Genomic DNA, 25085 nt, shown 5'->3' on the forward strand with positions numbered 1-25085 from the left:
CATTTACTCTTTATCGTTATAACCATTAGGATGGTTTTGATGCCATTGCCAAGCGTGCTCGACAATTGTATCTAAGGATGTATATTGAGGCTTCCATCCCAGTTCCTCTTCCGCCTTTTGCGATGATGCAATTAATACAGCCGGGTCTCCTGCGCGTCTTGGCGAGGCGATGGCTTTAATGTCTTTGTCTGTTACCCGCCGGCATGCCTCAATGACTTGCTTCACTGAAAATCCTTGACCGTTGCCCAAATTATAAATACCGCTTTCATTTGTTTGATCCAGCTTTTTCAAAGCCAAATAATGTGCTTGAGCGAGATCAATGACGTGAATATAGTCGCGTACACAGCTGCCGTCTTCTGTTGGGTAGTCTTCACCATATATGGCAACATGATCCCTTTGACCAAGTGCGGCTTGTAAAACAATTGGAATTAAGTGGGTCTCAGGTTGATGATCCTCGCCGATCCGGCCTTTGGGATCAGCACCGGCAGCATTAAAATACCTTAAGCAAACGGATTTTAAACCGTACGCTTGATCGGCCCACTTTAACATTTTTTCAATGGCCAGCTTTGTCTCTCCGTAAGGATTTGCAGGAAAAGTTGGATCTGACTCCCGTATTGGAATGGATTTGGGTTCGCCGTAAACAGCAGCGGTCGATGAAAATACAATCTTTTTAACGCTATGTTCTAACATCTTTTTAAATAATTGCAGTGTGCCATTGACGTTGTTTTCATAGTATCTTAATGGATCTTCAACACTTTCTCCAACAAGCGAATCTGCAGCAAAGTGAATCACTGAGTCGATGTCGTGCTTCTGAAAGATTTCATCTAATGTAGAGCCGTCTGCTAAATCGCCGGTATACATCGGCACATCAAGAACGGCAGGACGATGCCCCTTTTTCATATTATCAATAACAACAACATCTATTCCTCTTTCTTTAAGATAAAGCACTGTATGGCTGCCAATATAACCGGCGCCTCCAGTAACTAAAACAGTCATATTACCCCTTCTTTCGTCAATTCTTTGACTCCGTCACCTACTTCGCAAATATAGAAGTCAGGCTCTAAGCCTGTTTTCTTTTCGTAAATATCCTTAACAGTTCTTTTAAATGACAGAATTTCATTTTTATGGACAATACTAATCGTACAGCCGCCAAATCCCGCTCCAGTCATTCTTGTGCCAACACATCCAGGACATGCTTTTTGGGCTGCAAATAATACATCTAGATGTTCGCCCGTCACTTCGTAATCATCCCTTAACGACTCGTGGGAAGCAGCCATTAGCTGGCCAAAACCAATAAGATTGCCTGATTTCAGCTGACGAACAGCATCAATGACACGCTGGTTTTCCGTGACAACATGGCGAATGCGCTTTCTTATTATTGGATCAAATGTGTCTCCCGCATTTTCCAGCATATTGAGTGAAACATCTGTCAGTGTTTGACACATTGGGTATATTTTTTGAATGACAGAAAGGCCTTTTTCACATTCCTTGCGCCGCTCATTATACTTGGAATCAGCTAACCCTCTTCTTTTATTTGAGTTTGTAATAACAAGCTTGTAATCTCCTAATTGGAGCGGTACCAATTCATGGGTCATTGAACCGCAATCTATAAAAATAGCATAGTCTTGTTTCCCGAAACCTACCGCATATTGATCCATAATTCCTGTTTTAACGCCAATGAAATGATTTTCCATGCGCTGACAAAGCAAAGCCATTTCTTTAATGCTTATAGGGAAACGGTGCATTTGACTTAATCCAAATCCTGTTGCCATCCCAATTGAAGCTGATGACGATAACCCAGCCCCATTAGGAATATCTCCATAATAATATATATCAGCTCCCGTAAGAGATACCCCGGCATCCAGCAGCTCACGGATAACTCCTTTAGGATAATTCCCCCAGTCATCGTCTCTTTTGTACATTAATTCGTCAATTGAAAAATTAATGTCTACATGGGGAAAATTAGCGCTCCTTAGACAAAATTGCCGATCAGATCTCAGGCGCACAACCATATACGTCCCTTTTGACAGCGCAGCCGGCAGAACATATCCGCTATTATAATCAGTGTGTTCGCCAATTAAATTAACCCTTCCCGGTGCAAAGAAAATGCGAATATCATCATTTCCCGGAAAATAATGTTGAAATTCGTCAACTAATTTTTTTATTAAATTCATTTTCAGATCAACCCTTTTACTTAAACTTATTGATCGCTTCCCGCAAAATTTTTGCATTATCTTCCACTCTAGTCGGGTTTGCGGCAGCCCAGCCCCCTGTCTCAGAAGATGCATTATATTTAATTTTATGGCGATCACGAAGCGGAGGGTAAAATTCGATGTGAAAACGATAAAATGGGCTGACATCTTCACCGTTGGAAGGGCGCTGATGCATCACCATCATATATGGAAAAAGCCGGTCATAAATCTTATCCATACCGCCGACAATGGTTTGCAGCATGTCGCCTAACTGATGTTTCTCCTGTTCTGTAAAATCAGTAATGGCCGTCTTGTTTTCTTTGCTGACGACAAAAACACCAAATGGATAGTCTGTAAAAAAAGGGATAAAGGCAATAAAAGCTTCATTTTCTAGGATAACCCGCTCTTTGAACCGTTTTTCTTCCGCGATCATATCATCAAACATATTTCTGCTGTTTTTTGCAAAATATTTCTTGCAATTATCCAATTCTGTTCTTACTTTTAGCGGAATAAACGGATAGGCATATATTTGCCCATGAGGATGAGGCATTGTAACGCCTACTTCTTCGCCGCGGTTTTCAAATATCATGACATATTCATGATCCGGATGATGATCTAGTTCAGCAAATGTATCGGTCCAAAGATCAACCAGTTTGTACATATGATCCCGGGTCAGATCTGGAATCGTTGCATGGTGATCTGGAGAATACAAGACCACTTCGCATTTTCCTTTGGCCTGCTTCGTTTGGTAAAGTGATCCGCCAACGTTATCAGGCTCAGGCGGATTTGGCGAAAGTACAGGAAAGTCATTATGATAAATACGAACATCATAATTGTCGGGCACTTTCCCTGAACCCGGACAGAACGGGCAAAAGTCTTTTGGCATTTGCGGCCGGTTTTGCCGTTTGGCGGATACCATTGTCCAGTCATCAAGCAATGGGTTATATCTTAATTCAGCCATGATTAGTCCCCCTTATTTAGATAGCGCTTTCTTTTTCAAGAACTTTATTAATTAATTTTATTTACTTTCATTATAGATTTTCAAAACAGCAGAATCAACAAAGATGTTTCATTTTATCAGTTAATTTCCATTTTACTCAATATACTGCTAGGGTTATAATAAAGAATACTTCCGATATCATTTATTTTTTAATTTATTTTTCGTTTCGTTCATAGGAGTGGTATCAATGACACAAAAACTATTAGCTGGAAGCTTTCAATTAATGAAATCGCTTAACCGCTCATTAATTTTAAATACAATCAGAACAGAAGGACCCATTTCCCGTGCAGAAATTGCAAAATTGACAAAGTTAACGCCGCCTACTGTCAGCAACATCGTCAAAGAACTCATAGATTCTGATATTGTCATTGAAAGCAATCAAGGGGAATCAAGGGGCGGCAGAAAACCGACGATGCTTGTCATTAATGGCAAAAATTTCTTCGTTATTGGTATTGAAGTCAGCCCTGCCTCCATCTATTCGGTTATAACTAATTTAAATGCCAAAATCATTGACTCCGTTTCGATTGATATTCATCATCCGATAACAAATGAGAGTCTATTATCATTTCTGTCAAAATCGGTAAAGCAATTGCTTGATAAAAACAACTGGATTAACCGCGAACATATCCTCGGGATTGGCGTTGCTATGCATGGCATTGTTGATATAGAAAACGGTATATCCATTTACGCTCCCGGGTTGAAACTCCGCAATATTCCAATTAAGGAGCATCTTGAATCTGAATTTAACTTGACTGTTAAAGTAGATAACGATGCAAATTCAATGGCGCTGGGCGAAGCTTGGTTTGGACATGGTTATGACATTGGCGACTTTGTCTGCGTTAATGTCGGGCAAGGAATAGGGGCAGGCATCATTATTAATGGGAAATTACTGCATGGCAATGAATTCTTAAGCGGGGAAATTGGACATATGACGATTGATATTGACGGGCCTAAATGCAGCTGCGGAAATTACGGCTGCCTTGAAGCACTGGCCGCTGGTCCTTATCTGGCAGAACGTGCAAAGAAACAGCTTGCGATGGGCGAGAAAAGCATGCTTATTCATATGACCGGCCATAATCTCGACAAACTCACCGGCGAGCTGATTTACGAAGCGGCCTCGCAAGGCGACCCATTCAGCATCAATGTACTTAAGGAAACCGGCAAATACCTTGGCATCGGATTAAGCAACCTTATCCATACGATTAATCCAAGCTGCATCATTATGGGCGGCGGTGTTACAAAGTCGGGGCATATTCTATTAGACAGCTTAAAGGAAACGATCAAACAAAGGGGACTGACAGAACAAGCCAAATCAACTCAAGTTATGCTTACTAAACTTGGTGATCAAGCCGCCGTTATCGGTGCTGTCTGCCTTGTGTTAGTTGAACTTTTCTTTACTCAATCCCCTCAGACCAGTATCATATAAGGATCTTAATCTAAAACGCCACTCTTGTATATATCCGTGATTATGAATGTTAATTTTTATATCAGCCTATGTATCTCAGTTTATTATTTTTTAAACTTATACTATACTTGGCAGATAAATTCAGGTATCGAAGATTTCCCGTTGAAGCCAAAACGGTGAAATTCCTGATTCATAGATTAAAGCCCTGAACGGCAAATTGCCGTCCAGGGTTTTTTTAGCTTTTTTATTTATAAGGGCCAAGAACTTTAACAGCTTCCTTAGCCAGACTAGTATCCACAGCCTTATTGATATCCACGTTCCCGTCAATGCCTCCCCGCGCTTTATACCATTTATATTGGTCTTTAATATTATTGACAAACATTCTGCCATTTGGATCAAGTCCGATGACTGCGACTTTATCCCAAATTTTCGGATCTTTAAGTGATGTGTTCTTCATCATAATGTTAATGATTTCTTGTTTGTTGCCTTTTCCTTTTACAAAGGCGTCATTATAATCTCGGATGCCTTTTAAGTAAGCAACCATAAACCTTAGTGCAACAGCATGTTCATTATTGACAAAGTTCGGTGAGCCGAGTACCATAGCAATTTGCGCTTTTGGCGCATAATCTGTTGTATCGCCGAAACGATAATGAATGCCTTTCATTTCGCCTTGTGTAATCATTGGTTCAATTTGCAATGCGGCATCTACAGTGCCGTTAGCGACCGCCGACATCATGTTGCCAAAGTCAGGCATTAAAACAAAATGAACATCTTTTCTGGATAGTCCCGCATGCTTCAGCATTTGTGAAAAAATATAATCATCAACACCGTTTTTTGTAGAGACAGCAATTTTTTTGCCTTTAAAATCTTTGTAGGACTTTATTTTATTTTTCATTCTTTTACTGACTACAAATGAAAAATAAGATTGACCTTTAAGATTGTGCCCTTTATCAGCAATCATTTTAACATCAATACCCTGGGCGATCGAATTAAAGAATGACGCGGAAGAAATGCCGCCGGCAACATCAACTTTACCTGAAGCCAATGCAGGCAGCATATCATCGCTATTAGAGAACTTCGCAAATTTAATATTAATATTGTAATCTTTGAAATAGCCTTTTGCATCAGCTATATAAAAACCAGCCGCAGATGCGGAATCATCCTCAGCAATAACGACAGTCGCCGGCTTCTTTAACGGTTTCAGATTGCCGTCAACAGGTTTAGCCTTTGCATCAACAACATCGGATTCCTTTTCTTTTGACGCCCCTCCCCCCTGACAGCCACTAAGCATACATACACACAGCGGAATAGCTAATAAAGCGGCAAGGAATTTCCTCCACACCGTACATGCCTCCTTTTTGTGCCTCGACTGATACAGTTAAGATTGTCGGGCCTTTTCCACAGCCGTCTGCAAATGTTCCCATATATCAACGAATTCTTTCTCCATTTCAGGATTAGAGCGAATCGCTTCCACTTTTCTCGGTCTGGGTACATCAATCATTTTTTCACGGACAATTTGGCCGGGCTGCGTACTCATCAATACAATACGATCGCTTAACAGCAAAGCTTCATCAATGCTATGTGTAATAAACAGCACCGTTTTCTTTGTTTCCGACCAAATAGTCAGCAATTCTTCCTGCAAAATAAATTTGTTTTGTTCATCAAGAGCCGCAAACGGTTCATCCATTAATAAGATTTCCGGGTCATTGGCAAAGGCGCGGGCAATGCTGACTCTTTGTTTCATACCCCCGGATATTTCTGATGGATAGAGCTTTCGAAACTCTTTAAGCCCGACTTTTTCGAGATAGTAATCTGTTTGCTGCTTAATCGTGGTTTTTGGCATATGGCGCATTTTTAATCCAAAAGCAACATTTTCTTCAACTGTCAGCCACGGTATAACACCTTTTTCCTGAAAAATCATTGATTGCAGCGGCCGATCTTTACTTGTGCGCCTAATATGAAATTCACCTGCACTTGGTTTCTCAAGTCCGGCCAGAATTCTTAATAAAGTTGTTTTTCCGCACCCGCTTGGACCAAGCAGACAAACAAATTCCCCATCGTTAATGCTTAAGTTAATGTCTTTTAAAGCAGTCACAGCTTTATGCTTTTTGAAGTATATTTTTGTTAAATGATTGATTTGAATTTTCGGTGCTTCGGACATGCTCTCCCCCTCCTTTACAAAAGCTCACTTTTTCCATGGAATAAGAACCTTTTGCAGCATTCGCAATAAGAGTGAAAAGAAATAGCCAAAGAAGGAAATCAGAATTAACCCGACATACATTTGCTGCAGCAAAAATGCTTTATACGAAGTCCAGATAAGGTAGCCAATCCCTGAATGCGCTCCCATCATTTCTGCGGCTACAATGGTAAGCAAAGCGATCGCCTGCCCCATTTGAATACCTTCTAACATCACAGGAAGGGCGCCGGGCAAGGCAATTTTAAAGAAAAAGTCTTTCGATTTAGCACCATAGTTTTTAGCAACATCTAAGTATATTCCATCAATATTGGCAACGCCTGCAGCCGTGTTAATGACAACGGGAAAAAATACACTTCCTGCAATCGTAATCATTTTTGAAAAATCGCTGATGCCAAAAATAATGAGAATGATTGGCATCAAGGCCAATGTAGGAATAGGCATCAACGCCATAACAAGCGGTTGAAAAAAGTATCTGACTGGCCGGTACATCCCCATAATCAGACCAAGCAATATAGCTGGAATCACGCCTAGCAAAAAACCGCCGATAATCCTATATAAGCTGATGCCTAAGTGATTAAACAAATCACCGCTGGCTGCCATTTTAAAGAAAGTCCCAATGATCTCAGTCGGCGGCGGAAAAAAGCGTGCATCAATGATATTTGTCCGTGATAACACTTCCCACAAAACAAGCAGACACACTGGAGATGCAACCGTGAGCATATGCTTCAGCTGCTGCCTGCGCCGCCCTTTTCTCCACATTTGTTCTTCCACAGCAATTGAATTTTCCATATAAATCTCTTCCACTTTAGTTGCCACTGTCGTTCACCACCTCTAGTAATCACATCATATGCACATATGCCCAGAGCGTGACAAAAGCCTATAAAATTATTTTCACGCCATAACAAAGCCTAGTATAAGATATACAAGACTGCATTTTGTCAAGATTTTTGTGGATAAGTGGATAACCGCTAAAATAACAGACGAATAGCGCCATTAATTTGTGAATAATCATTGGGGATAAAATATCAAAAACTTGTGGATATTGTGGGCAAATATGTGGAATATCCTTGAGAAAGGCGATTTGCTTGTGGATAATCCTGTGGAAACTGTGCATAATCTGAAAATAAAAACTTCAATTCCGAAAAATTTAAGGGAGCGTCACTATACAACTAAAATAAATCTTTTTGGAATTGTATGTGCTGCTGTTATTGTCCGAGTTCATAGGGATGAGTTTTATCTTATACACAAAAACAGATTTTCCTTTCAACAGGAAAATCTGTTTCGCAAATGCAAACTGAGGCTTAAAAAATCGTTAAGATAAACAGATAAGCTTTGAGCATCGGTCTTCTTAAGAAAGTCCTTTCCGCGTTCCCTGCGAAGAACTTTTCACAATGTGATTGCCGAGGAACTCCCATAAATAAATAGCCGCATAACTGTTAAATGGCGACCAGCTTTTAGCCTTGCTTTCGATAAAGTCTAAAGGTGGTTTTTGCTCTAATTGATACAATTTTTTTATCGCGTTTTGTATCCCTATGTCTCCCGCAGGCATGAGGTTTTCCCTTCCTAATCCGAATAATAGGACATTTTGTGCCGTCCAAGGGCCGACTCCTCTTATTTTGACTAATTTCTTAATCACTTCGTCATCGGTCATTCGTTTAAGTTCATCTAAGGACAGCGATTTATCTGCGATGATACGTGACGTATCAACAAGATATTCAGCTTTCCTCCGGCTGAATTGCAGCTGCTGCAGCGATTCGTAAGGAATTTCTGCAACTGTTTCCGGACGCGGGTAAAACCATACATCATCAATGGAAAAACCGAATTGCTTTACGAATCGTTCTGTTAATTGATAAGAAAAAACCAGATTCAGCTGTTGATGAATGATGCATTTAACGAGTGACTGGTAGATACCGAAGTCTTTAACCAGCGGCATGCCTTTAAATGCGTTAAATACAGGCGCTAAGTCTGTTTTTGCAAAATGGCGGCAGACCTCATATAAAGACCTATCCCATTTGAAGATATCGGTGACTTGTTCTGCAACTTCCATTTCGCGATTCTGAGCTGAAATGATAAAAGACGGACGATCTGTTGTTCCTAATGCTTGTACAGATGCGACAATCGGCTCATTGTCAATCCATAACGGCATTTTAATTAAACGTTTGTTTAGATCAATATGAATGAGCGGGTCAAAAGCCAAACGTCTCAGTGCCCTGTCAAAATCATACGGTCCCTCAATATTCATCATCCTTTGCCACATGCAAACGCCTCCTTCCCCATTTCCCTATCCTTTATTTAATCTTGAAAATGCCGCACATGCCTGCACCCAGCGTTTCGCAATATTTGGGTTTGAAGCAAAGTGAAGATGTGTATAACCTGAAACGAGGTTTGGCAAATAATACCCCTCTTTTTTTGCTCCTCCTAACCCCTTAACTTCATAGACATATGGGATGTCGTCATCTGGGAAAAATGCTGAATAGTGAAATTCATGACCGCGCGCCTTCTCTCCTGAATCTAAAAGAATCGTCGGCTTTAATGCCATAACATCCCGGTAGCCTAGGGCCGATAAATGCTTTTGCATCCTTACCTTACCGGGAATAACGCCTGCCATCGGGTAAGTTTCCCCAGACGTTGTTGTTATGGATTTTGATAAAAACATAAAACCGCCGCACTCACAGAGCGCAGGTAAACCGCCTTCAATCTTTTTCCTCAGTTCCGCCCGCAAATGAATATGTTCGGAAAGTTCTGCGGCAAATTCTTCAGGAAAACCGCCGCCAAGATATAGACCATCTGCTGCTTCCGGCAATGTCTCCCCGGAAAGCGGACTGAAAAAGATAATTTCTGCACCTTCCTGTTCAAGCAACTCCAAATTTTCTTGATAATAAAAGTTAAAGGCTGCATCTTTCGCAACGGCGATCCGCACTTTTTTTGGAGGCTTGATTTTTTTATCCGAAAACAGTTTTTCTTCCGACTGAACAGGCGATGTGTTATGGGCGAGTGCAATCAATTTTTCTAAATTTATTTTTTCCTCAATGATTTGGCCTAATTGATCGAAAAAACGGTCCAGTTCGCCTCTTCCAATTGCAGGAATTAACCCTAAATGGCGTTCAGGAATCTCAGGACAGTCATGTTTAAGCAAGTATCCGAAAACCGGTATGCCGCATGCTTGTTCAATGGCTGTCTTTGCTAATTTGGCATGGCCCGGGCTGCCTGCATAATTTAAAATAACGCCGGCAATGTTAACATTCGTGTCCAAGGCCTGAAATCCTTTAACGATGGCGGCAACACTTCTTGCCACGGCTGAAATATCAACAATTAAAATAACAGGCGCTTTTAGCAAAGCGCTGATTTCAGCAGTGCTTCCATCATTGTTCTCCGGACTTCTTCCGTCATATAATCCCATTACACCTTCAATAACGGAAAGATCAGCGCCAATACTTCCATGTACAAAGATTTCTTTAACCAGCTCTTTTTCGACCATCCAGCTGTCAAGGTTACGGGAATCTCTGTCCGTTACAGCCGTATGATAACTGGGATCAATATAATCAGGACCGCATTTGAACCCCTGAATGCGCATCCCTCGTTTTTTTAAGGCTGCCATGATACCGATGGTAATGGTCGTCTTTCCCACGCCGCTTCCGGTTCCCGCAATAACCAGCCTTGGCTGCATAGCACCACTCCTCGCATAATGGTTACAATAATTTCAGTTGAGCCATTTCGGACAGCCCAAATGATGTCATGTTAAATATGTTAGGTCCGAGCGCTTCATGATGTCCCTAGATAATTATCTTAAATCACACCTTTATCATCAAGAATAACAAAAAAGCCTTATCGATCATATGATAAGGCTTACCAAAAAAATGACGGCATTGTTTTATGGGCCATAAGGTCATCAAGGCTTTGAAATTGATAACCTTGTTTCTTTAAATCATCTATTACGCGGCCTAGTGCTTCTGCGTTATCCTTTGATACAGTATGAAGTAATAATATCGCTCCCGGATGCACACGCTTCATGATATTTTTATAAGCGTAATCCGCACCTTTCTGCTCATCTCTTATCCAATCTTTATAAGCAAATGACCAGAAAACACTCGTGTATCCCATTTCATCCGCAAGCTTTAGTGATCGTTCGCTGAAAGTTCCGCGCGGCGGACGCAAATAGGTCATGCCTGTATCACCGGTCAGTTTTACATAAGCTTTCTCTAACTTATCAAGCTCTTTTTTATATTTTTTGTCGCTTATTTTTGATAGGTCCGGATGGCTCCATGAATGGTTGCCGACGATATGTCCCTCTTTATACATTCTTTTGACAATCTCAGGCTGGTCCTCTATATAATGACCGGTGATGAAAAAAGCGGCCGGCACATGTTTTGCTTTCAGCGTATCAAGAATTTTATTTGTATACCCTGCTTCATAACCGTTATCAAATGTTAAATAAATAATCTTTTTGCTTGTGTCGCCAATATATACGCCGTTATATTTCTTTAAAAGGGCTTCGTACTCAGGTTCGGTTGTTGCCGGCTGATTATTTTTGCTCGGCTTAAAATACCAATCTTCAGCCTTAGCAAAAGTTGGATGAACCATTAAAAGGAGCACTAAAGCCGCGGCTAATAATAATCTTTCTTTCATAAGCATCGGCCTCCTTAACTTTTAGGATGGCCGCGCGCCAATTATTTATGTAAAAACTTTCAATTTAACACAAGGACTCATCCCAATCGTCATGAAACCTTTGTACTTTTATTTTGAGGTCGTTAAGCATTTTCAAAACATTTTCGAGATCGCTTTGTCGGGCAGTTTCAGCATCGATGGCTTCAACAACTTGAGCCAATAATTTGGTCCGCTGCCTTAAATAAATGAGTTGCTGCTCTTTCGTTTGAACGGCTTTCCCCAATGTTTTCACCCCTTAACCTTAACTTTATCACAACTGGTTTTCAAAGCCTAAAGGACTGGGCAGAAAGCCGTCAGCTTCTCTGAAAATCATTTTCCGGCTTAAAATGAAAAACCAGCGCAAAAGCACTGGTTACAGCTTTGTACCAAAAAATCTAAGGGAAATATGATCTTGAATTGGAATCCATGCCCCAATGCCTTGTTGGACAATATTTTTAACCTCTATGGTCTTCTTGCCGCCGTCTAACACAAGATAGACTTCGCCATAAGTAATCTTTCCTTTTTCATTAACCGCAGGAACATAGCCGTATACATGGCCGACCGCTTTCGGTTCAACATGATAAATGCGGTCAATTTTTGTCCCCTTGCCGACAACCGTTTTGAAAGAGATAGGCATATTGGTCTTTTCAGCCGCTTTCATAAGCATCATTTTTTTAACTTCTTTTTGGTTTGGGACTTTTGCCGTTAATCCGCCGGTAACTTTCATTTCATTATTCTGACTGTAAAAAAACTTTTTTGTTTCATTTCCGCCAATATTATTCATTTTTTCTTCATTGATTTTTTTATATTCCCAGTTTACTGTTGTTTTATTCGATTCATAGTTTAGCGGCCACTGACCTAAATAAATACGGGCATGATAACCGATAGACAACTTGGAAGGATGGATGTTAGATTCATTTAAAAGTCTGATTAACGTTGGATTTTCAATTTTTAATTTTGCCGTTTTAAGCAATGATTGGGTTAACGGACTTGGTTGAAGCTGCGGTACATCATAAGACGGGTTGGGATACGTATTTTGTTTCGAAATGTCTACCACTGACTTGGGCATTTCAATGAGATTTCCTTGGTTGATATGTCCCTTTGGCGGTTCTTTGCCATAGGCAGGAACACAGATTAATAATCCAAGAATAACAGCAAGTAAGGTCTTTTTCATCATAGTCCTCCTTTCCTCTCTATTTTTTCGCTTAAAACAAAAATTATCCATAAATCAGAAAGGAGAAGCGAAGAAAGTTCTCATCACTCAGGCCGCATATGCCAAGGTTCTACTCGCCCAATAATAGAGGTTCTGTTTCTGCTTTTAATGGCATGAATAATGCCGTCGGAAATCTCATCATGGGTTAACCATCGCGATTCACCGTTGTCCAGGATTTTAAAGCCCAAAATAATCTCATGATAATCAACATTTACAGGACAGACTGGTTTTCGATTAGAAACCCGTCGGCTGGCAGCGCTCCCGAGCACATGAAATAACGACCATTTATTTTTTGTTGTTGAAGACAGAATATCGACAAGCTTTTGCAGTGATTCCTGTGCGGTTGAATGCATCCAAACAACAGCTCTGTCAAAGGGACCGTATTGTTGGATGGTCTTAATTAAATGATCGGTCAATTGATTAGTATCATGATAGTCAACTTCCAGAAAAAGAAGATTATCATCATCAACAGCTAATCTTTGGATGTCTTCAAATTTCCTTTTATCCCTTCCGACGATCACGACCTTTTCACTCTGTGAAGCTATCCAAACAGATGCTTGCTTTAGCATGCCGGTACCGCCGACAATAAGATCATGTCCCATCATATTCCCCCTATATTAATAAAAATTGGCTGATCGCCAAGCTTAACAGCGGAATTTTTTACTGTTTAAAAGAAACACCTTTTACAAAAAAGGTGCTTCTTATCTTTAGATCAATTCATATGTTTCTGTCACTTCAATCTGGTCTGAAACAGATTGAACCATGGAACAATTTTTCTTTGTTAATTCCATAATCTTGTCCATTTTTCCTTCTAGTCCCTTGCCTTTAATTTTAAAATGAAGGTTTACTTTTTCAATTCGGCCAGCCTTATCCGGATTGCGGAAGTCTTCTGCCGTCACTTGGATATCTTCAACCTCCAAGCGTTTTTTCTTTAAAATTTTCCTCATAACTGATACACTGCATCCAGCCAGTGATGCAATCATTAATTGAAAAGGTCGAAAACCATGTTCTTCATCCGCCGAAATATCAAGGACTCCAAAATACGTCTTAGTTTGAATACCGTGCTCAGTTATTTTAAATTCCATAAATGTCATCCTTTCAAATGATTTGATTTTATCATAACGAATTCGCGAAATATTGTCAGTTATCATCATTCACCCGGCTATTCTTCGGACTGGGCGATGACGATTTTAATCATATTTCGGCGTAAAAGCACTGTGCTGACATCATGGTTTCGACAAGCATTTTTTTAACATCCTTTATTTCTATGATGTTTTAAATAAATCTTCTTTAGTATAATGGGCTTATTAAAAATTGTTAGGGGGTGGTTTTCATGAGTTATGTAAGATTTCGTTTTTATCTTTTAGTCGCAACTGTATTTATATCAGGTGTTACACAAGGGATGTTAATGCCTCTTATTTCTATATTATTAGAAGACAGCGGAACTTCATCCACCCTTAACGGATTAAATGCCGCTGCCTTGTATATAGGCGTTTTAGTTGCTTCACCTTTTATGGAAAAACCAACTTTCCGCTTTGGTTTTAAACCGATGCTCATGATTGGATTATTGACAGATATGATCGCCATATTCTTGTTTCCTTTTTGGGAAAACTTCTGGTTCTGGTTTTTATTAAGATTTATTATTGGCATCGGCGACAATATGCTCCACTTTTCTGCGCAAGTGTGGATAATGGAAACAAGCAGCCCTAAGAAAAAAGGCCGTGATATTGCCATTTACGGCTTTTCATTTGGTTTAGGCTTTGCGGTTGGCCCGTTAATGCCCCGCTTATTAACGTACAGCATTTTTTATCCTTTTTTCATTGTCGCTTTAGTCAGCCTTGTCATTCTCATTTTCATGCTGTTTTTGAAAAATGATTTTCCTGACGCCCATTTTCATGATCAACCGCAAGAATTTGGCATTATGAAACGTTATAAAAAGGTTATTCTATTAGGATGGGCCGGATTTATCACAACCTTTGGGTTTGGATTTTTAGAGTCTTCATTACATGGCAACTTTCCGGTCTTTGCACTAAGGCATGGCTTAAATATTGACGATATATCAACATTGCTGCCGGCATTTGTTGTCGGCGGGTTATTGACACAAATGCCGCTGGGAAGTTTGGGTGACAGGATTGGCAGAGCCCGGCTGATCCTTATTACTACTTTTTTCGGAACATTATCTTTTGCGGCAGCTGCATTTATATATCAGTCCTTTATTGGATTAGTGATTATTTTTGTTATTGCAGGGATGTTTATTGGCTCACTGTATTCATTAGGGATGACTTTTATCAGCGATCTGCTGCCAAAGTCTTTGATTCCTTTAGGCAATATTTTAGCCAGCGTGGCCTATGGATTGGGAAGTATGTTTGGACCGTTAATCGGAGGCACTTTAATTAGGACACCGGGCGGCGGTTTCTTTTTCGGAATTACAGGAGTGATATTCATCGTGTTCTTCTCTTGCTTAATTCATTACTTTAAACATTGTCGAAATAGGCAGCATTCCAGTAAATTGTAACTTGTTGACTTCATACGGCCATGCCCATTATAATATTAATTAGATAATAATTATTATAATTTGAGGAGTGACATTCATGCGTTTACGTGATGAAATGCCAGAACTAGAAGGTGCTACTGCTTGGCTTAATGGAGAAGTCGCCAAAAGCGACCTTATTGGAGATAAACCGACACTTATTCATTTTTGGTCTGTCAGCTGCCACCTGTGCAAAGAAGCCATGCCAAAGGTTAATGAATTTCGTGATGAATATAAGGATGAGCTTAACGTCATTGCCGTCCATATGCCAAGATCCGAAAAAGACTTAGATATTGACCAAGTAAAAGAAGTAGCCGCTGAACACGGCATTACCCAGCCGATTTTTGTTGATAACGAACATAAATTGACTGATGCCTTTGAAAATGAATACGTGCCGGCTTATTACGTTTTTGATGAAGAAGGCAAACTCCGCCACTTCCAAGCCGGCGGCGGCGGTATGAAAATGCTGACCAAACGTGTTGACCGTGTCCTTGGAAAAAACAAATAAACCGATATTTTAAAAACTCCGTACCCTACAACCAAAGGATGCGGAGTTTTTTATTTGCAGCCTTTTTTATATACATATATAACGATACCATATAAACACTTAAATAATAGCCAACCGGCCGCAGCTCCAATGATATTCAGCAAAATATCATCAACATCAAAAATCCGTTTTGCAAATAGAAATTGGCATGATTCAATGATCAGACTTATAGAAAACGAAAGAAACAGATTTGTTTTAAAGGCTCTTAACTTCCGGTAATTTAAAGGAACTAAGAAGCCGAATGGCAAAAACAGCCCGACGTTTCCCAATACATTTTTTGCGAACAGCCACGGATTTCCGCTGTTAAACATTAATTTAATGCTGTCGAAGAGCTCCAAATTAAAAGATTTCCCATAAGCATAATGATTAAATGTAAACAGCGTGACGTAAAAAAGAATGGTCAAGTAAGTCATAAAAATAAGTAAGCAAAATCTTTTTACCTGATTTTGAATCATTCCGAACATCATATATAACACCTTCGTTTAATAATGATGAAAAAAGCCGCTTTCATTACTCTCGGTTTTATTTTTATCTTTACAAAACAGCTGCACATGATATAATAAAAACAATATAATAATTATTATAATTCTAATCTGTTTCAAGCTTGCTGTCGCTTATAAAGCGGCAGCATTCGCTGTTTTTAAGGGTAATGATGTTGAATGTCATTCTCATTTAAAAAGGAGTGTCATGATTAATGAGTGAAATGAGCTTATCTTCTCAATCGTCTTCGCCGCTTCGCAAATCACACTTTCAAAAGATAAAAAAACACTGGGAATTGATCGCTGCCCTTTTTTCAGGGCTTCTGATTCTGATTGGCTGGATTGTCAGCGTGTCTTTTCATACAACCCCATGGTATTTATTTCTATCTGCCTATATCATCGGCGGCTATGCCAAAGCAAAGGAAGGCTATGAAGACACAATAAAAAATCGCGAGCTAAATGTTGAACTGCTGATGATTTTGGCTGCCGTCGGCGCTAGCTTCATTGGCCATTGGTTTGAGGGTGCTGTATTAATTTTCATCTTTTCTTTAAGCGGCGCGCTTGAAACTTATGCGACAGACAAAAGCTCTAAAGCCTTATTATCACTGATGGCATTGCAGCCTGAGACGGCAAGATTAATATCCGATGGCAAAGAACAAATTATTCCGGTAGAGCGTCTTAACCCCGGAGATATTATCAGAATTAAACCAGGTGAACGCGTTCCTGCCGACGGATGTATTAAAACCGGCAGCACTTCACTTGACGAATCTGCCATGACCGGTGAATCTGTACCTCTCTACAAGTCCGAGAACGATGAAGTGATGGCCGGAACTGTGAATATCAGCGGCACGATTACTGTCACAGTAACAAAGAAAAACGATGAAACATTATTTCATAAAATTTTATCGCTTGTTCAAAATGCACAAAGTGAAAAAGCTCCTTCTCAAGTATTTATAGAACAATTTGAGCGGCATTATGTCAAAATTGTTCTGGCTTGTGTTGCTTTAATGATTATTCTCCCTCCTTTCCTATTTAACTGGTCTTGGAGCAATACAATATACCGTGCCATGGTGCTGCTTGTTGTCGCTTCACCTTGTGCACTCGTTGCTTCTACAACGCCGGCGGTTCTGTCAGCCATTGCATTTGGAGCCAGAAAAGGGATTTTAATTAAAGGCGGCGTTCATTTGGAACAATTAAGCCATATCAAAGCCATTGCCTTTGATAAAACTGGAACTCTGACAAATGGGCATCCAGAAGTCATTCAATTGGTCCAAAACCGTTCCTTAGAGGACACTGAATGGCTGCTGGCGGTCGCAGCCATCGAAAACGAATCGACACATCCGTTAAGCGAAGCCATTGTTCAATTTGTTAAAGAACAGACTCATTGTCCATTGCCGGAAGCCAGTCATGTAGAAACAAAGCCGGGATTAGGCGTTGAAGGGGTTGTCAACAACAAAAGATATATCATTGGCAAGCCTGGATACGTTAACGAGGAAGCAGTCAAACAATTTATTAAAGAACAGCGGATTGAACAACTGGACGGCAAAACTCATGTATTTGTGGAATGTCATGGGCATATCGCAGGGATGTTTTCCTTAAAAGACAAAATACGCAGCACAAGCCAGTCAGCCATTCATCAGCTTCAACAACTTGGCATTGAAACGATTATGTTAACTGGCGATAATCAAGAAACAGCCAAAGCGATCGCGAAAGAAGCCGGTGTCTCTCAATTTATCGCTGATTGTTTACCCGAAAATAAAGTCAATGAATTAAAAAAATTACAACGCCGTTTTAAAAGCGTTGCAATGGTAGGCGATGGGATTAATGATACACCGGCAATGGCAGCGTCTACAGTCAGCATTGCTATGGGCGGCGGTACTGACGCAGCTCTGGAAACTTCAGATATTGTATTAGTAAAAAATGACTTGCTTCGGATCGCTGAAATCGTTCGCCTCTCTAAAAAGATGGATCGGATTATTAAACAAAATATGATTTTTGCCATTGCCATGATTCTCGTTTTAATTGCCGGCAACTTTTTTCAAATCTTATCATTGCCGATTGGCGTGATCGGGCATGAAGGCAGTACCATTCTCGTTATCTTAAATGGCTTAAGATTATTAAAAGGCTGATGATGAGAAAAAAATCAAGCTTCCGCAAGTCCAAGTGCCTGGTTCCCTTTTCTAATAACTTGTGCTTAAAACAATGCGGAGAAACCTAAGGGTATCTCCGCATTTCTTTCATCAGGTCCGCTGACCTTCAGTTAAGATATTTGTTGGATATGCGCTTTGTTTAATTCTTCTAAACTGTATATTCTTGCTTTATCATCTTTAAATGCAATATGTTTTTCTTCAAATTCAACAGGCGATTTAAGTCCCGCCGCTGCAGCCAAGTTAAAAAGTTCTTCACGCATTGACAGGACAAAATTAACCACTCGGTACTTCTTTTCATTAATGACTAACGCCTTCTGCAATTTCGGGTCAGTTGTCGCCACACCGACAGGGCATGTGTTTGTATGGCACCTTTGCGCCATAATGCAGCCGGCTGTCATCATGAATGCCCTGGCTATATTAACAAGATCGGCCCCCATTCCCAGAAGAACCGCGGCCCTGTCCGGCGTAAACAGTTTGCCTGAAGCGATAACCTTCACTCTGTCACGAACGCCGTAATCCTTTAAAGTTTGATTGACAATCATGATAGCCGGCCGAATCGGCAAGCCCACGCTGTCAGCCAGCGGTTGGAAAGTTGCACCTGTACCGCCTTCGCCGCCGTCAACGGTTAGAAAATCAGGCCCTTTTCCCTTTTCCTTCATATACTCCGCTAAATTTTTAACATCCTCAGTTGAACCAACAACGATTTTAATGCCAACGGGAAGTCCAGTATGTTTTCGGATTTTCTCTATAAAATCCATCAACGAAGGCAAATCATGAAATTCTTTAAAGCGATTCGGACTATCTACGGTTTTGTATGGCTCAATTCTTCTTATTTCGGCGATTTCCGGCGTGACTTTGCTGCCTTCCAAATGCCCTCCTCTGGCTTTCGCACCTTGAGCGAGTTTCAATTCAATAGCCTTCACTTGTTCTATCTCGGATTTCTTTTTCAATTCATCCCAGTCAAAGCTGCCGTCCTTTTTTCTTACGCCAAACAGGCCCGGGCCTATTTGCAGGATAAGATCAGCGCCGCCTTTTAGGTGATACGGCGATAATCCGCCTTCGCCTGTGTTCATCCATGTGCCTTTAGCCATTTTCAATCCGGTCGATAATGTTTCAATCGCATGATTGCCCAGCGCACCGTAACTCATTGCCGACATGCCGACAAGTCCTTTTACTTTGAAAGGATGTCTGCAATTTTCTCCAATGACAACCGCATCCTCATCAGCCAACAACCATGGTTTTGCTTTTTCCTCATGTATTTTTTCTTTTCTTGAGAACAGATTTTCTTCTTTTATCTTATACACTTTGGTTTCAATAAGATCGCTGTTATCAACACGGATATCTTCCCTTTGCATCGGGAACATGGCATTTCTAATGTAGTAGCCTTGCGCATCAAAATCCCTTTTTGACCCAAAGCTCATCGTGCTGCTCTTATATTTCGCGGGTAATATGACATGCTTATAATCTTCCCTTGAAAAGGGTTTCCCGCTGTTATCCTGATCAAACAAGTACTGCCTCATCTCCGGACCAATCATTTCTAAAAAGTAACGGACCTTTCCCAAGATAGGGAAATTTCTCAAGATCGCATGCTGGTCTTGTTTTTCATCGAAAATATAAAGATACAGACAAACAGCAAGCGGTATCACAATCAGCAATACAACAATCACTAACAATGCAACTAACAGCCAAGATGACGTGCTCATGCCGATTTCTCCCCTCATATAGATATGCGTTCTTAAAATGTCTATTCTTTAACGGTCATTTTTCTGCAAAACCCCTGCAAAAACCGCAAAAGATATTTCCCCGTATGATCACTCAAGCTAATCACACTTTAATTGATTTAATCTCTCTGTTAACTTTACATTTTCGCTGTAATCAACCGGACAGTCGATGACGACCGGTACGTTCTGTTTAAAAGCTTCTTTAATTGTATTTTCCAGTTCTTCTGCTTTATTGACGCGCATGCCTTTGGCTCCAAAGGATTCAGCCAGCTGAACAAAGTCCGGGTTGCCGAACTTAATATGCGACGGACGATTAAATTGGTTTCTCTGTTTCCATTCAATCAGTCCATACCCGTTGTCTCTCCAGATCAAGATAACAATCGGCAGCTTTAACCGAACTGCGGTTTCAAGTTCTGCACAGCCTTGCATGAGAAATGCCCCGTCGCCTATTACGGCAACAACATTTCTCTTTGGATAGACAAGCTTGGCTGCAATGGCTCCCGGCACTGAAATCCCCATGGAGGCGAGCCCGTTAGAAATTAAGCATGTATTAGGCTTATAAGTCGGGTACATTCTGGCAATCCACATTTTATGCGCACCGACATCAGAAATGACGATATCTTCTTCACCCATGACTTTGCGAAGATCATAAATAATCTTTTGCGGTTTTAATGGAAAATGATGATCCGATTCAAATTGATTAAATTCATCTAAAATTTTGCTGCGGACATCTTCGGTAAAGTCAACTGGTTCATTTCTTTTATCAACTTTCTCCATCAATGCTTTAAGATTTTCAGCAATATCGCCAACAATATTGCAGACGACCGGATAATGCCCATCCACTTCGGCATTCAACGTGTCTATATGAAGAACCGGAATTTTTCCTTCAGGATTAAATCTGGTCGGCGGTATTTCTGTCATATCATAACCGACTGCAATGATAAGGTCAGTCTTCTCTAAGGCGCAATTAATATAATCTTTTCCGGATATGCCAACAGAATCGATGCTTAGGGGATGAGACGCAGGAAAAGCGCCTTTACCCATAAATGTGGCTGTTGCAGGGGTTTGGATTTTTTCCGCAAATGCTATCAATTCTTCTGAAGCATTCGTCCTGGTGACGCCATTTCCCACTAACAATAATGGACGTTTGGCTTTATTAACGATTCTGGCCCCTTCGCTAATCGCTGTTTCCGATGCTACGCCGTTTTTTAGTTCTGTCACTTCCAGCGGTTTAAGCCCTTCCACTTCTGTTCCGGCAATGTCCTCGGGCAAATCAATGTGCGTCGCGCCCGGTTTTGCGGTTGAGGAAATTTTAAAAGCCTTGCGCACAATTTCCGGAATGGCATTTGGTGTTGATACTGTGGCATTCCATTTTGTTACAGGCCGGTACATGCTGATGAGATCATAAGCCTGATGAGACTCTTTATGTAAGCGATCTAAGCCGGCCTGCCCGGTTATGGCCACAATCGGCGTACGGTCCATATTTCCGTCGGCAACGCCTGTCAGCATATTCGTTGCCCCAGGACCTAAAGTTGACAAACAAACACCGGGTTTCCCGGTTAACCGCCCCATTATCCCGGCCATGAAAGCGGCGCCTGTTTCATGCCTTGTCGTAATAAATTCAATATTTGATGATAACAAGGCGTCCATGACATCAAGATTTTCTTCCCCGGGGACGCCAAACATGTACTGAACCCCTTCATTTTCCAAACATCTAATCAACAAATCAGCGGCTCGCATTGCATCTTGCTCCTTTCTTCTAGAGGCTGATACTGATATAAAAGCATGTTATGTTTTGCTACGATATATCATTAGCTATACCCTGCAAAATATAAAAACAAACAAAAAACTCATTTATTGTCGAAATTTGAAGGGGCATCATTTTGCAACAAAAAAAGTGTGAAAGAAACTTTCTTTCACACCGAATTTTTTCTTATGTATTCATAAGAAGCATTAATTTCTCCGCCTAAAACAATAATGAGTGCTGTAATATAAAACCATAGCATAAGAACAATAATGCCCCCAAGTGTTCCGTAGGTTGCCGAATATTGTCCGAAACGATCGACATAATATGAAAATCCATATGATACAACTTGCCAGCCGACCGCTGCGATAACCGCTCCGAGAATCACATCATTAACCTTTTGACGCTTGTTTGGCCCAAAATAATATAAGCATGCAAAAACCACGATGATAATAAGAAAACTAATGAGATAACTCACAAGGCTCCAAATTCTAAGGAAAGCATCAGATAACCCAAAGTAATGAAAAATATATTTAATAACAGTCGGGCCAAATACATTAACAGCCAAAGCCGTTACAATAACAATAATCATCGCCAATGTTAACATAATCGCTAATCCCCTGATAATGACAAAGGACCTGTTTTCCTCAACCTCATAAGCTTTGTTCATTGCCCGGATAATGGCGTTAACCGCATTGGATGCTGACCACAGCGTTGCAATAATACTAAATGACAACAATCCGCTGTTCTTGTCAAAAACATGAGTGATAGAGGTTTTAATAATTTTCATTGCATCATCCGGCACATAATGCGCCAGAAAAGGCAGCACTTGTTCTTCACTTAACCCCAAATAAGGAATTATTGTAAAGAAAAAGATGAGGAGAGGAAATAGCGACAACAAAAAGAAGTAAGCTAAGGTTGCCGCTATATCTATCGCTCCATCATCATTGAATCGCTTGATCACTTGCTTGGTAAAAATCTTAAAGATTTTCCACCGGCTTCGTTTCCCCATTCTTATCCCCCCGGTTATCTTTATTTGTTCTTATTCATTTTTGATGTCTGAGATGTCTGATTGGCTCCAGATTTGTTCTGATGATTTGCGTCGTTTAGATACATATTTGTTTGTTGTGATCCTGTTGTTTGTGTACTTGCAGGCAAAACAGATGCCGGCGAAGAATCAATCATCATCACATTCTCTCTTGTATTTCGAATTTTATGGGCGATTTGCGAAATTTCATCACCGGCCTCGACAGCATAATGATAAGCTTGGGTAGAGCTGTCTTTGGCATTTTTAACTTTATTGGCAAATTCCTCAATATCTTGCGAGACTTCTTGAGCTGTCATTCTAAGGTTGCTGGCTGTCCGCTCGAAGTAGTCTGTGATTTGCTGAGGATTCTGCCTTGCCGTTTTAAACAACTTAATGCTGTTGTCTCTGGCCGTTCTCATATTGTCTCTCAGGCATTGTCTTGTTCCGCGGTCAAACAGCGAAATTACGGCGCCGAGAATGCTTCCGATTAGAACAAACCTGCCCAGCTTGCTGTTTCGATAAGAACCCATGTGGTTGCCCCTCCTTTAATCAGTCTGTAATCACATGGATTACAATCATAGTTTGTTCAGAAAACACACGAATATGTTAAGACTGACCATACACCCTTTTACTAAATAGTGTTAAAATGCTATTAGAGATTATTCAAGATTTTTGCGAAAAGTTTAAAATGGAAAGGATGTGAGGCAATGGCATACTTGAATGTTAACCAAGTCACTAAGCGTGTCAAAAGTCACTTGATTCTTGATTCTGTTTCATTCTCCATCGACAAGGGAACAATTAATGGATTAACCGGCCCCTCAGGCTCTGGAAAGACAACGTTAATAAAAGCTATTGCCGGCATCGAAACTTATACAAAGGGCACCATAGAAATCGATGACATCACGGCGCCTGACAGAAAACTGCTAAGAAGATTAGGGTATATGCCGCAAACTAACGCTCTTTTTCCAGATCTTAGCGCTGATCAACATCTTAAGTATTATGCCGGTCTATATAAATTACCACGAAATAAATATCTTAAACGTACCAATGAGTTATTGCAAATGGTCAAGTTATCAGACATGGTTCATAAGCCGGTAAATACATACTCGGAAGACATGAAAAGGCGGCTCTCCCTTATTCTTGCTTTATTTCATACTCCATCGTTAGTTATTTTAGACAACCCTACATCAGGACTTGATATGGCATTAAAAGAAGTTATTTGGCAGGAGTTTACGAAATTAGCAAACATAGGAGCCGTATTCATTATTGTAACAAATTTAACTAAAGAGTTGGCTTATTGCGATCAATTATTATATTTAAAAAACGGGAAATTGCTGATTCAGGGTACTGAGTCCGATTTTAATCAAACGACAGGCAAGCCTTCACTTGAAGAATCACTTATTTTTCTGGGGAGCAATGAAGATGGCGCAAACATTAGCAATTGTGAGGAGACAACTCATTCAAATCACTAAAGATATTTGGACTTTGATTTTGCTTATTGCAACACCGCTTTTAGTCTTATTATTTTCGAATTTCCTTTACTTAAATCATGCTGAACCGCATAGTGAACAATGGCTTTATCAAAGCTGCGCGCTTTTATGCATCACAGCGTTCATTTTCCCGTGTTTAACAGGGGCTGTCAGCATCCTTCGAGACAAGAAATTGGGCACTTTGGAACAATCGCTTGCAAGCCCCGTGTCGAGAGGGAAATTTGTTCTTGGCTATTTATTTGGCATCGGCACGATCATAGCTGTTCAAACCATTATACTTTTACTTTTTGCCATTTTTATTTTTCAATGGCCATTGTCTTGGACACTCATATTGCTGTATATTTTGCTCATCATTGAGGCGCTGGCCGCCATTGAAATTGGTTTTTTTATTGCTGTGATTATAAAGAACGCTTTATGTATTTTCCTGTCTATTGCCTTTGCTTCCGTATTGCAAATGATTCACTGGAGCGGGATGCCGGGCTGGCGGCAGGCGGTTTCAATTATTACACCGGTTTATTACAGCGTTGAAGGTGGAGCATACATGATTCTTCACAGATATTTGCTGCTTGGATTTTTCATCAATGCTGCAGCTCTTATCGTATTTATCTTTTTGTTCTTTATCCTTAACATTTGGGCTTTGCAAAAAATACGCCGAGTATAGCATCCGCATATTCGGTAAATGTCTTTTCACTAACACTTTTTTAACCCGTTTCAAATCATGAAGCGGGTTAATGGCTTTATCCTGT

Annotated in this window: 24 protein-coding genes; 6 read left to right on the forward strand and 18 right to left on the reverse strand. The window is 40.4% G+C overall.

What is annotated here, in order from left to right; translation table 11 throughout:
* Positions 1–3 precede the first annotated feature (3 nt).
* The 3 genes from galE to galT are packed head-to-tail and all read right to left on the reverse strand — an operon-like array spanning position 4 to position 3153.
* Positions 4–996 carry a UDP-glucose 4-epimerase GalE gene (gene galE, locus JOD45_RS06690; RefSeq protein WP_205003099.1) on the reverse strand — a complete coding sequence of 331 codons (993 nt, stop codon included), beginning with the start codon at positions 994–996 and terminating at the stop codon, positions 4–6.
* Positions 993–2174, reverse strand: coding sequence for a galactokinase (locus JOD45_RS06695; RefSeq protein WP_205003100.1), 1182 nt, complete (start codon positions 2172–2174; stop codon positions 993–995). The genes galE and JOD45_RS06695 overlap by 4 nt, the downstream gene beginning before the upstream one ends.
* A gap of 16 nt (positions 2175–2190) precedes the next feature.
* Complete coding sequence (gene galT, locus JOD45_RS06700) at positions 2191–3153, reverse strand: galactose-1-phosphate uridylyltransferase (RefSeq protein WP_205003101.1); 963 nt, start codon at positions 3151–3153, stop codon at positions 2191–2193.
* Between the two features lie 226 nt (positions 3154–3379).
* Between galT and JOD45_RS06705 the strand changes: the two genes are divergently transcribed.
* Positions 3380–4618 carry an ROK family transcriptional regulator gene (locus tag JOD45_RS06705; RefSeq protein WP_205003102.1) on the forward strand — a complete coding sequence of 413 codons (1239 nt, stop codon included), beginning with the start codon at positions 3380–3382 and terminating at the stop codon, positions 4616–4618.
* A gap of 223 nt (positions 4619–4841) precedes the next feature.
* Here JOD45_RS06705 and JOD45_RS06710 read toward each other — a convergent pair whose 3' ends face one another.
* The 10 genes from JOD45_RS06710 to JOD45_RS06755 form a co-directional block, all read right to left on the reverse strand.
* Positions 4842–5888, reverse strand: a complete 1047-nt coding sequence (locus JOD45_RS06710) for an ABC transporter substrate-binding protein (RefSeq protein ID WP_205003137.1) — start codon at positions 5886–5888, stop codon at positions 4842–4844.
* A gap of 87 nt (positions 5889–5975) precedes the next feature.
* On the reverse strand, positions 5976–6758 hold the full coding sequence (locus tag JOD45_RS06715) for an ABC transporter ATP-binding protein (protein ID WP_205003103.1): 783 nt from the start codon (positions 6756–6758) through the stop codon (positions 5976–5978).
* 24 nt (positions 6759–6782) lie between these two features.
* Entirely contained in the window at positions 6783–7583 is an 801-nt protein-coding gene (locus JOD45_RS06720) for an ABC transporter permease (RefSeq protein ID WP_205003138.1), read from the reverse strand.
* Between the two features lie 559 nt (positions 7584–8142).
* Complete coding sequence (locus tag JOD45_RS06725; RefSeq protein ID WP_205003104.1) at positions 8143–9051, reverse strand: DNA-3-methyladenine glycosylase family protein; 909 nt, start codon at positions 9049–9051, stop codon at positions 8143–8145.
* Between the two features lie 24 nt (positions 9052–9075).
* The gene (locus tag JOD45_RS06730) at positions 9076–10461 is read right to left on the reverse strand and encodes a cobyrinic acid a,c-diamide synthase CobB (RefSeq protein ID WP_205003105.1); all 1386 of its coding nucleotides are present in this window, start codon (positions 10459–10461) and stop codon (positions 9076–9078) included.
* 179 nt (positions 10462–10640) lie between these two features.
* Positions 10641–11420, reverse strand: a complete 780-nt coding sequence (gene pdaA / locus JOD45_RS06735) for a delta-lactam-biosynthetic de-N-acetylase (RefSeq protein WP_380896691.1) — start codon at positions 11418–11420, stop codon at positions 10641–10643.
* 64 nt (positions 11421–11484) lie between these two features.
* Positions 11485–11682, reverse strand: a complete 198-nt coding sequence (locus JOD45_RS06740; protein WP_205003107.1) for an SE1561 family protein — start codon at positions 11680–11682, stop codon at positions 11485–11487.
* A gap of 129 nt (positions 11683–11811) precedes the next feature.
* A complete protein-coding gene (locus JOD45_RS06745; protein ID WP_205003108.1) occupies positions 11812–12615 on the reverse strand; it encodes a YfkD family protein in 804 nt (267 codons plus the stop codon).
* An 80-nt stretch (positions 12616–12695) separates the two neighbouring features.
* Positions 12696–13253, reverse strand: a complete 558-nt coding sequence (locus JOD45_RS06750; protein WP_205003109.1) for a Rossmann-fold NAD(P)-binding domain-containing protein — start codon at positions 13251–13253, stop codon at positions 12696–12698.
* 105 nt (positions 13254–13358) lie between these two features.
* Positions 13359–13736 carry an OsmC family protein gene (locus tag JOD45_RS06755; RefSeq protein ID WP_205003110.1) on the reverse strand — a complete coding sequence of 126 codons (378 nt, stop codon included), beginning with the start codon at positions 13734–13736 and terminating at the stop codon, positions 13359–13361.
* A gap of 248 nt (positions 13737–13984) precedes the next feature.
* Here JOD45_RS06755 and JOD45_RS06760 point away from each other — a divergent pair, with 248 nt between their 5' ends.
* Positions 13985–15166 (forward strand): MFS transporter, encoded by a 1182-nt coding sequence (locus JOD45_RS06760; RefSeq protein ID WP_205003111.1) that lies wholly within the window; start codon positions 13985–13987, stop codon positions 15164–15166.
* Positions 15167–15242: 76 nt separating this feature from the next.
* Positions 15243–15689: a TlpA family protein disulfide reductase gene (locus JOD45_RS06765; protein WP_205003112.1), complete on the forward strand. Its 447-nt coding sequence runs from the start codon at positions 15243–15245 to the stop codon at positions 15687–15689.
* Between the two features lie 50 nt (positions 15690–15739).
* On the opposite strand, the gene JOD45_RS06770 is transcribed toward JOD45_RS06765, so the two are convergent.
* On the reverse strand, positions 15740–16141 hold the full coding sequence (locus JOD45_RS06770; RefSeq protein WP_239549121.1) for a VanZ family protein: 402 nt from the start codon (positions 16139–16141) through the stop codon (positions 15740–15742).
* Between the two features lie 281 nt (positions 16142–16422).
* Between JOD45_RS06770 and JOD45_RS06775 the strand changes: the two genes are divergently transcribed.
* Positions 16423–18336, forward strand: a complete 1914-nt coding sequence (locus JOD45_RS06775; protein WP_205003113.1) for a heavy metal translocating P-type ATPase — start codon at positions 16423–16425, stop codon at positions 18334–18336.
* A 131-nt stretch (positions 18337–18467) separates the two neighbouring features.
* Here the strand turns inward: JOD45_RS06775 and JOD45_RS06780 are convergent, their stop codons facing one another.
* From JOD45_RS06780 to JOD45_RS06795, 4 genes are all read right to left on the reverse strand, one after another.
* Positions 18468–20060 carry an FMN-binding glutamate synthase family protein gene (locus tag JOD45_RS06780; protein ID WP_205003114.1) on the reverse strand — a complete coding sequence of 531 codons (1593 nt, stop codon included), beginning with the start codon at positions 20058–20060 and terminating at the stop codon, positions 18468–18470.
* A gap of 117 nt (positions 20061–20177) precedes the next feature.
* A complete protein-coding gene (locus JOD45_RS06785) occupies positions 20178–21857 on the reverse strand; it encodes an acetolactate synthase large subunit (RefSeq protein WP_338056037.1) in 1680 nt (559 codons plus the stop codon).
* 137 nt (positions 21858–21994) lie between these two features.
* A complete protein-coding gene (locus JOD45_RS06790; RefSeq protein WP_205003116.1) occupies positions 21995–22834 on the reverse strand; it encodes a YihY/virulence factor BrkB family protein in 840 nt (279 codons plus the stop codon).
* Positions 22835–22854: 20 nt separating this feature from the next.
* The gene (locus tag JOD45_RS06795; RefSeq protein ID WP_205003117.1) at positions 22855–23379 is read right to left on the reverse strand and encodes a YtxH domain-containing protein; all 525 of its coding nucleotides are present in this window, start codon (positions 23377–23379) and stop codon (positions 22855–22857) included.
* A gap of 177 nt (positions 23380–23556) precedes the next feature.
* Here JOD45_RS06795 and JOD45_RS06800 point away from each other — a divergent pair, with 177 nt between their 5' ends.
* Together JOD45_RS06800 and JOD45_RS06805 are read left to right on the forward strand one after the other, a co-directional pair.
* Positions 23557–24321, forward strand: a complete 765-nt coding sequence (locus JOD45_RS06800; protein WP_205003118.1) for an ABC transporter ATP-binding protein — start codon at positions 23557–23559, stop codon at positions 24319–24321.
* Positions 24272–25000, forward strand: a complete 729-nt coding sequence (locus JOD45_RS06805) for an ABC transporter permease (RefSeq protein ID WP_205003119.1) — start codon at positions 24272–24274, stop codon at positions 24998–25000. The genes JOD45_RS06800 and JOD45_RS06805 overlap by 50 nt, the downstream gene beginning before the upstream one ends.
* Positions 25001–25085 lie beyond the last annotated feature (85 nt).

Origin of the sequence: Scopulibacillus daqui, from assembly GCF_016908855.1 — a bacterium.
GTDB classification, from domain to species: Bacteria; Bacillota; Bacilli; order Bacillales; family Sporolactobacillaceae; genus Scopulibacillus_A; species Scopulibacillus_A daqui.

What these genes read in the sequence shown, in the direction of transcription:
- galE (WP_205003099.1), bottom strand. Translation starts at nt 996, where the DNA reads ATGACTGTTTTAGTTACTGGAGGCGCCGGTTATATTGGCAGCCATACA.
- JOD45_RS06695 (WP_205003100.1), bottom strand. Translation starts at nt 2,174, where the DNA reads ATGAATTTAATAAAAAAATTAGTTGACGAATTTCAACATTATTTTCCG.
- galT (WP_205003101.1), bottom strand. Translation starts at nt 3,153, where the DNA reads ATGGCTGAATTAAGATATAACCCATTGCTTGATGACTGGACAATGGTA.
- JOD45_RS06705 (WP_205003102.1), top strand. Translation starts at nt 3,380, where the DNA reads ATGACACAAAAACTATTAGCTGGAAGCTTTCAATTAATGAAATCGCTT.
- JOD45_RS06710 (WP_205003137.1), bottom strand. Translation starts at nt 5,888, where the DNA reads ATGCTTAGTGGCTGTCAGGGGGGAGGGGCGTCAAAAGAAAAGGAATCC.
- JOD45_RS06715 (WP_205003103.1), bottom strand. Translation starts at nt 6,758, where the DNA reads ATGTCCGAAGCACCGAAAATTCAAATCAATCATTTAACAAAAATATAC.
- JOD45_RS06720 (WP_205003138.1), bottom strand. Translation starts at nt 7,583, where the DNA reads ATGGAAAATTCAATTGCTGTGGAAGAACAAATGTGGAGAAAAGGGCGG.
- JOD45_RS06725 (WP_205003104.1), bottom strand. Translation starts at nt 9,051, where the DNA reads ATGTGGCAAAGGATGATGAATATTGAGGGACCGTATGATTTTGACAGG.
- JOD45_RS06730 (WP_205003105.1), bottom strand. Translation starts at nt 10,461, where the DNA reads ATGCAGCCAAGGCTGGTTATTGCGGGAACCGGAAGCGGCGTGGGAAAG.
- pdaA (WP_380896691.1), bottom strand. Translation starts at nt 11,420, where the DNA reads ATGAAAGAAAGATTATTATTAGCCGCGGCTTTAGTGCTCCTTTTAATG.
- JOD45_RS06745 (WP_205003108.1), bottom strand. Translation starts at nt 12,615, where the DNA reads ATGATGAAAAAGACCTTACTTGCTGTTATTCTTGGATTATTAATCTGT.
- JOD45_RS06750 (WP_205003109.1), bottom strand. Translation starts at nt 13,253, where the DNA reads ATGGGACATGATCTTATTGTCGGCGGTACCGGCATGCTAAAGCAAGCA.
- JOD45_RS06755 (WP_205003110.1), bottom strand. Translation starts at nt 13,736, where the DNA reads ATGGAATTTAAAATAACTGAGCACGGTATTCAAACTAAGACGTATTTT.
- JOD45_RS06760 (WP_205003111.1), top strand. Translation starts at nt 13,985, where the DNA reads ATGAGTTATGTAAGATTTCGTTTTTATCTTTTAGTCGCAACTGTATTT.
- JOD45_RS06765 (WP_205003112.1), top strand. Translation starts at nt 15,243, where the DNA reads ATGCGTTTACGTGATGAAATGCCAGAACTAGAAGGTGCTACTGCTTGG.
- JOD45_RS06770 (WP_239549121.1), bottom strand. Translation starts at nt 16,141, where the DNA reads ATGACTTACTTGACCATTCTTTTTTACGTCACGCTGTTTACATTTAAT.
- JOD45_RS06775 (WP_205003113.1), top strand. Translation starts at nt 16,423, where the DNA reads ATGAGTGAAATGAGCTTATCTTCTCAATCGTCTTCGCCGCTTCGCAAA.
- JOD45_RS06780 (WP_205003114.1), bottom strand. Translation starts at nt 20,060, where the DNA reads ATGAGCACGTCATCTTGGCTGTTAGTTGCATTGTTAGTGATTGTTGTA.
- JOD45_RS06790 (WP_205003116.1), bottom strand. Translation starts at nt 22,834, where the DNA reads ATGGGGAAACGAAGCCGGTGGAAAATCTTTAAGATTTTTACCAAGCAA.
- JOD45_RS06795 (WP_205003117.1), bottom strand. Translation starts at nt 23,379, where the DNA reads ATGGGTTCTTATCGAAACAGCAAGCTGGGCAGGTTTGTTCTAATCGGA.
- JOD45_RS06800 (WP_205003118.1), top strand. Translation starts at nt 23,557, where the DNA reads ATGGCATACTTGAATGTTAACCAAGTCACTAAGCGTGTCAAAAGTCAC.
- JOD45_RS06805 (WP_205003119.1), top strand. Translation starts at nt 24,272, where the DNA reads ATGGCGCAAACATTAGCAATTGTGAGGAGACAACTCATTCAAATCACT.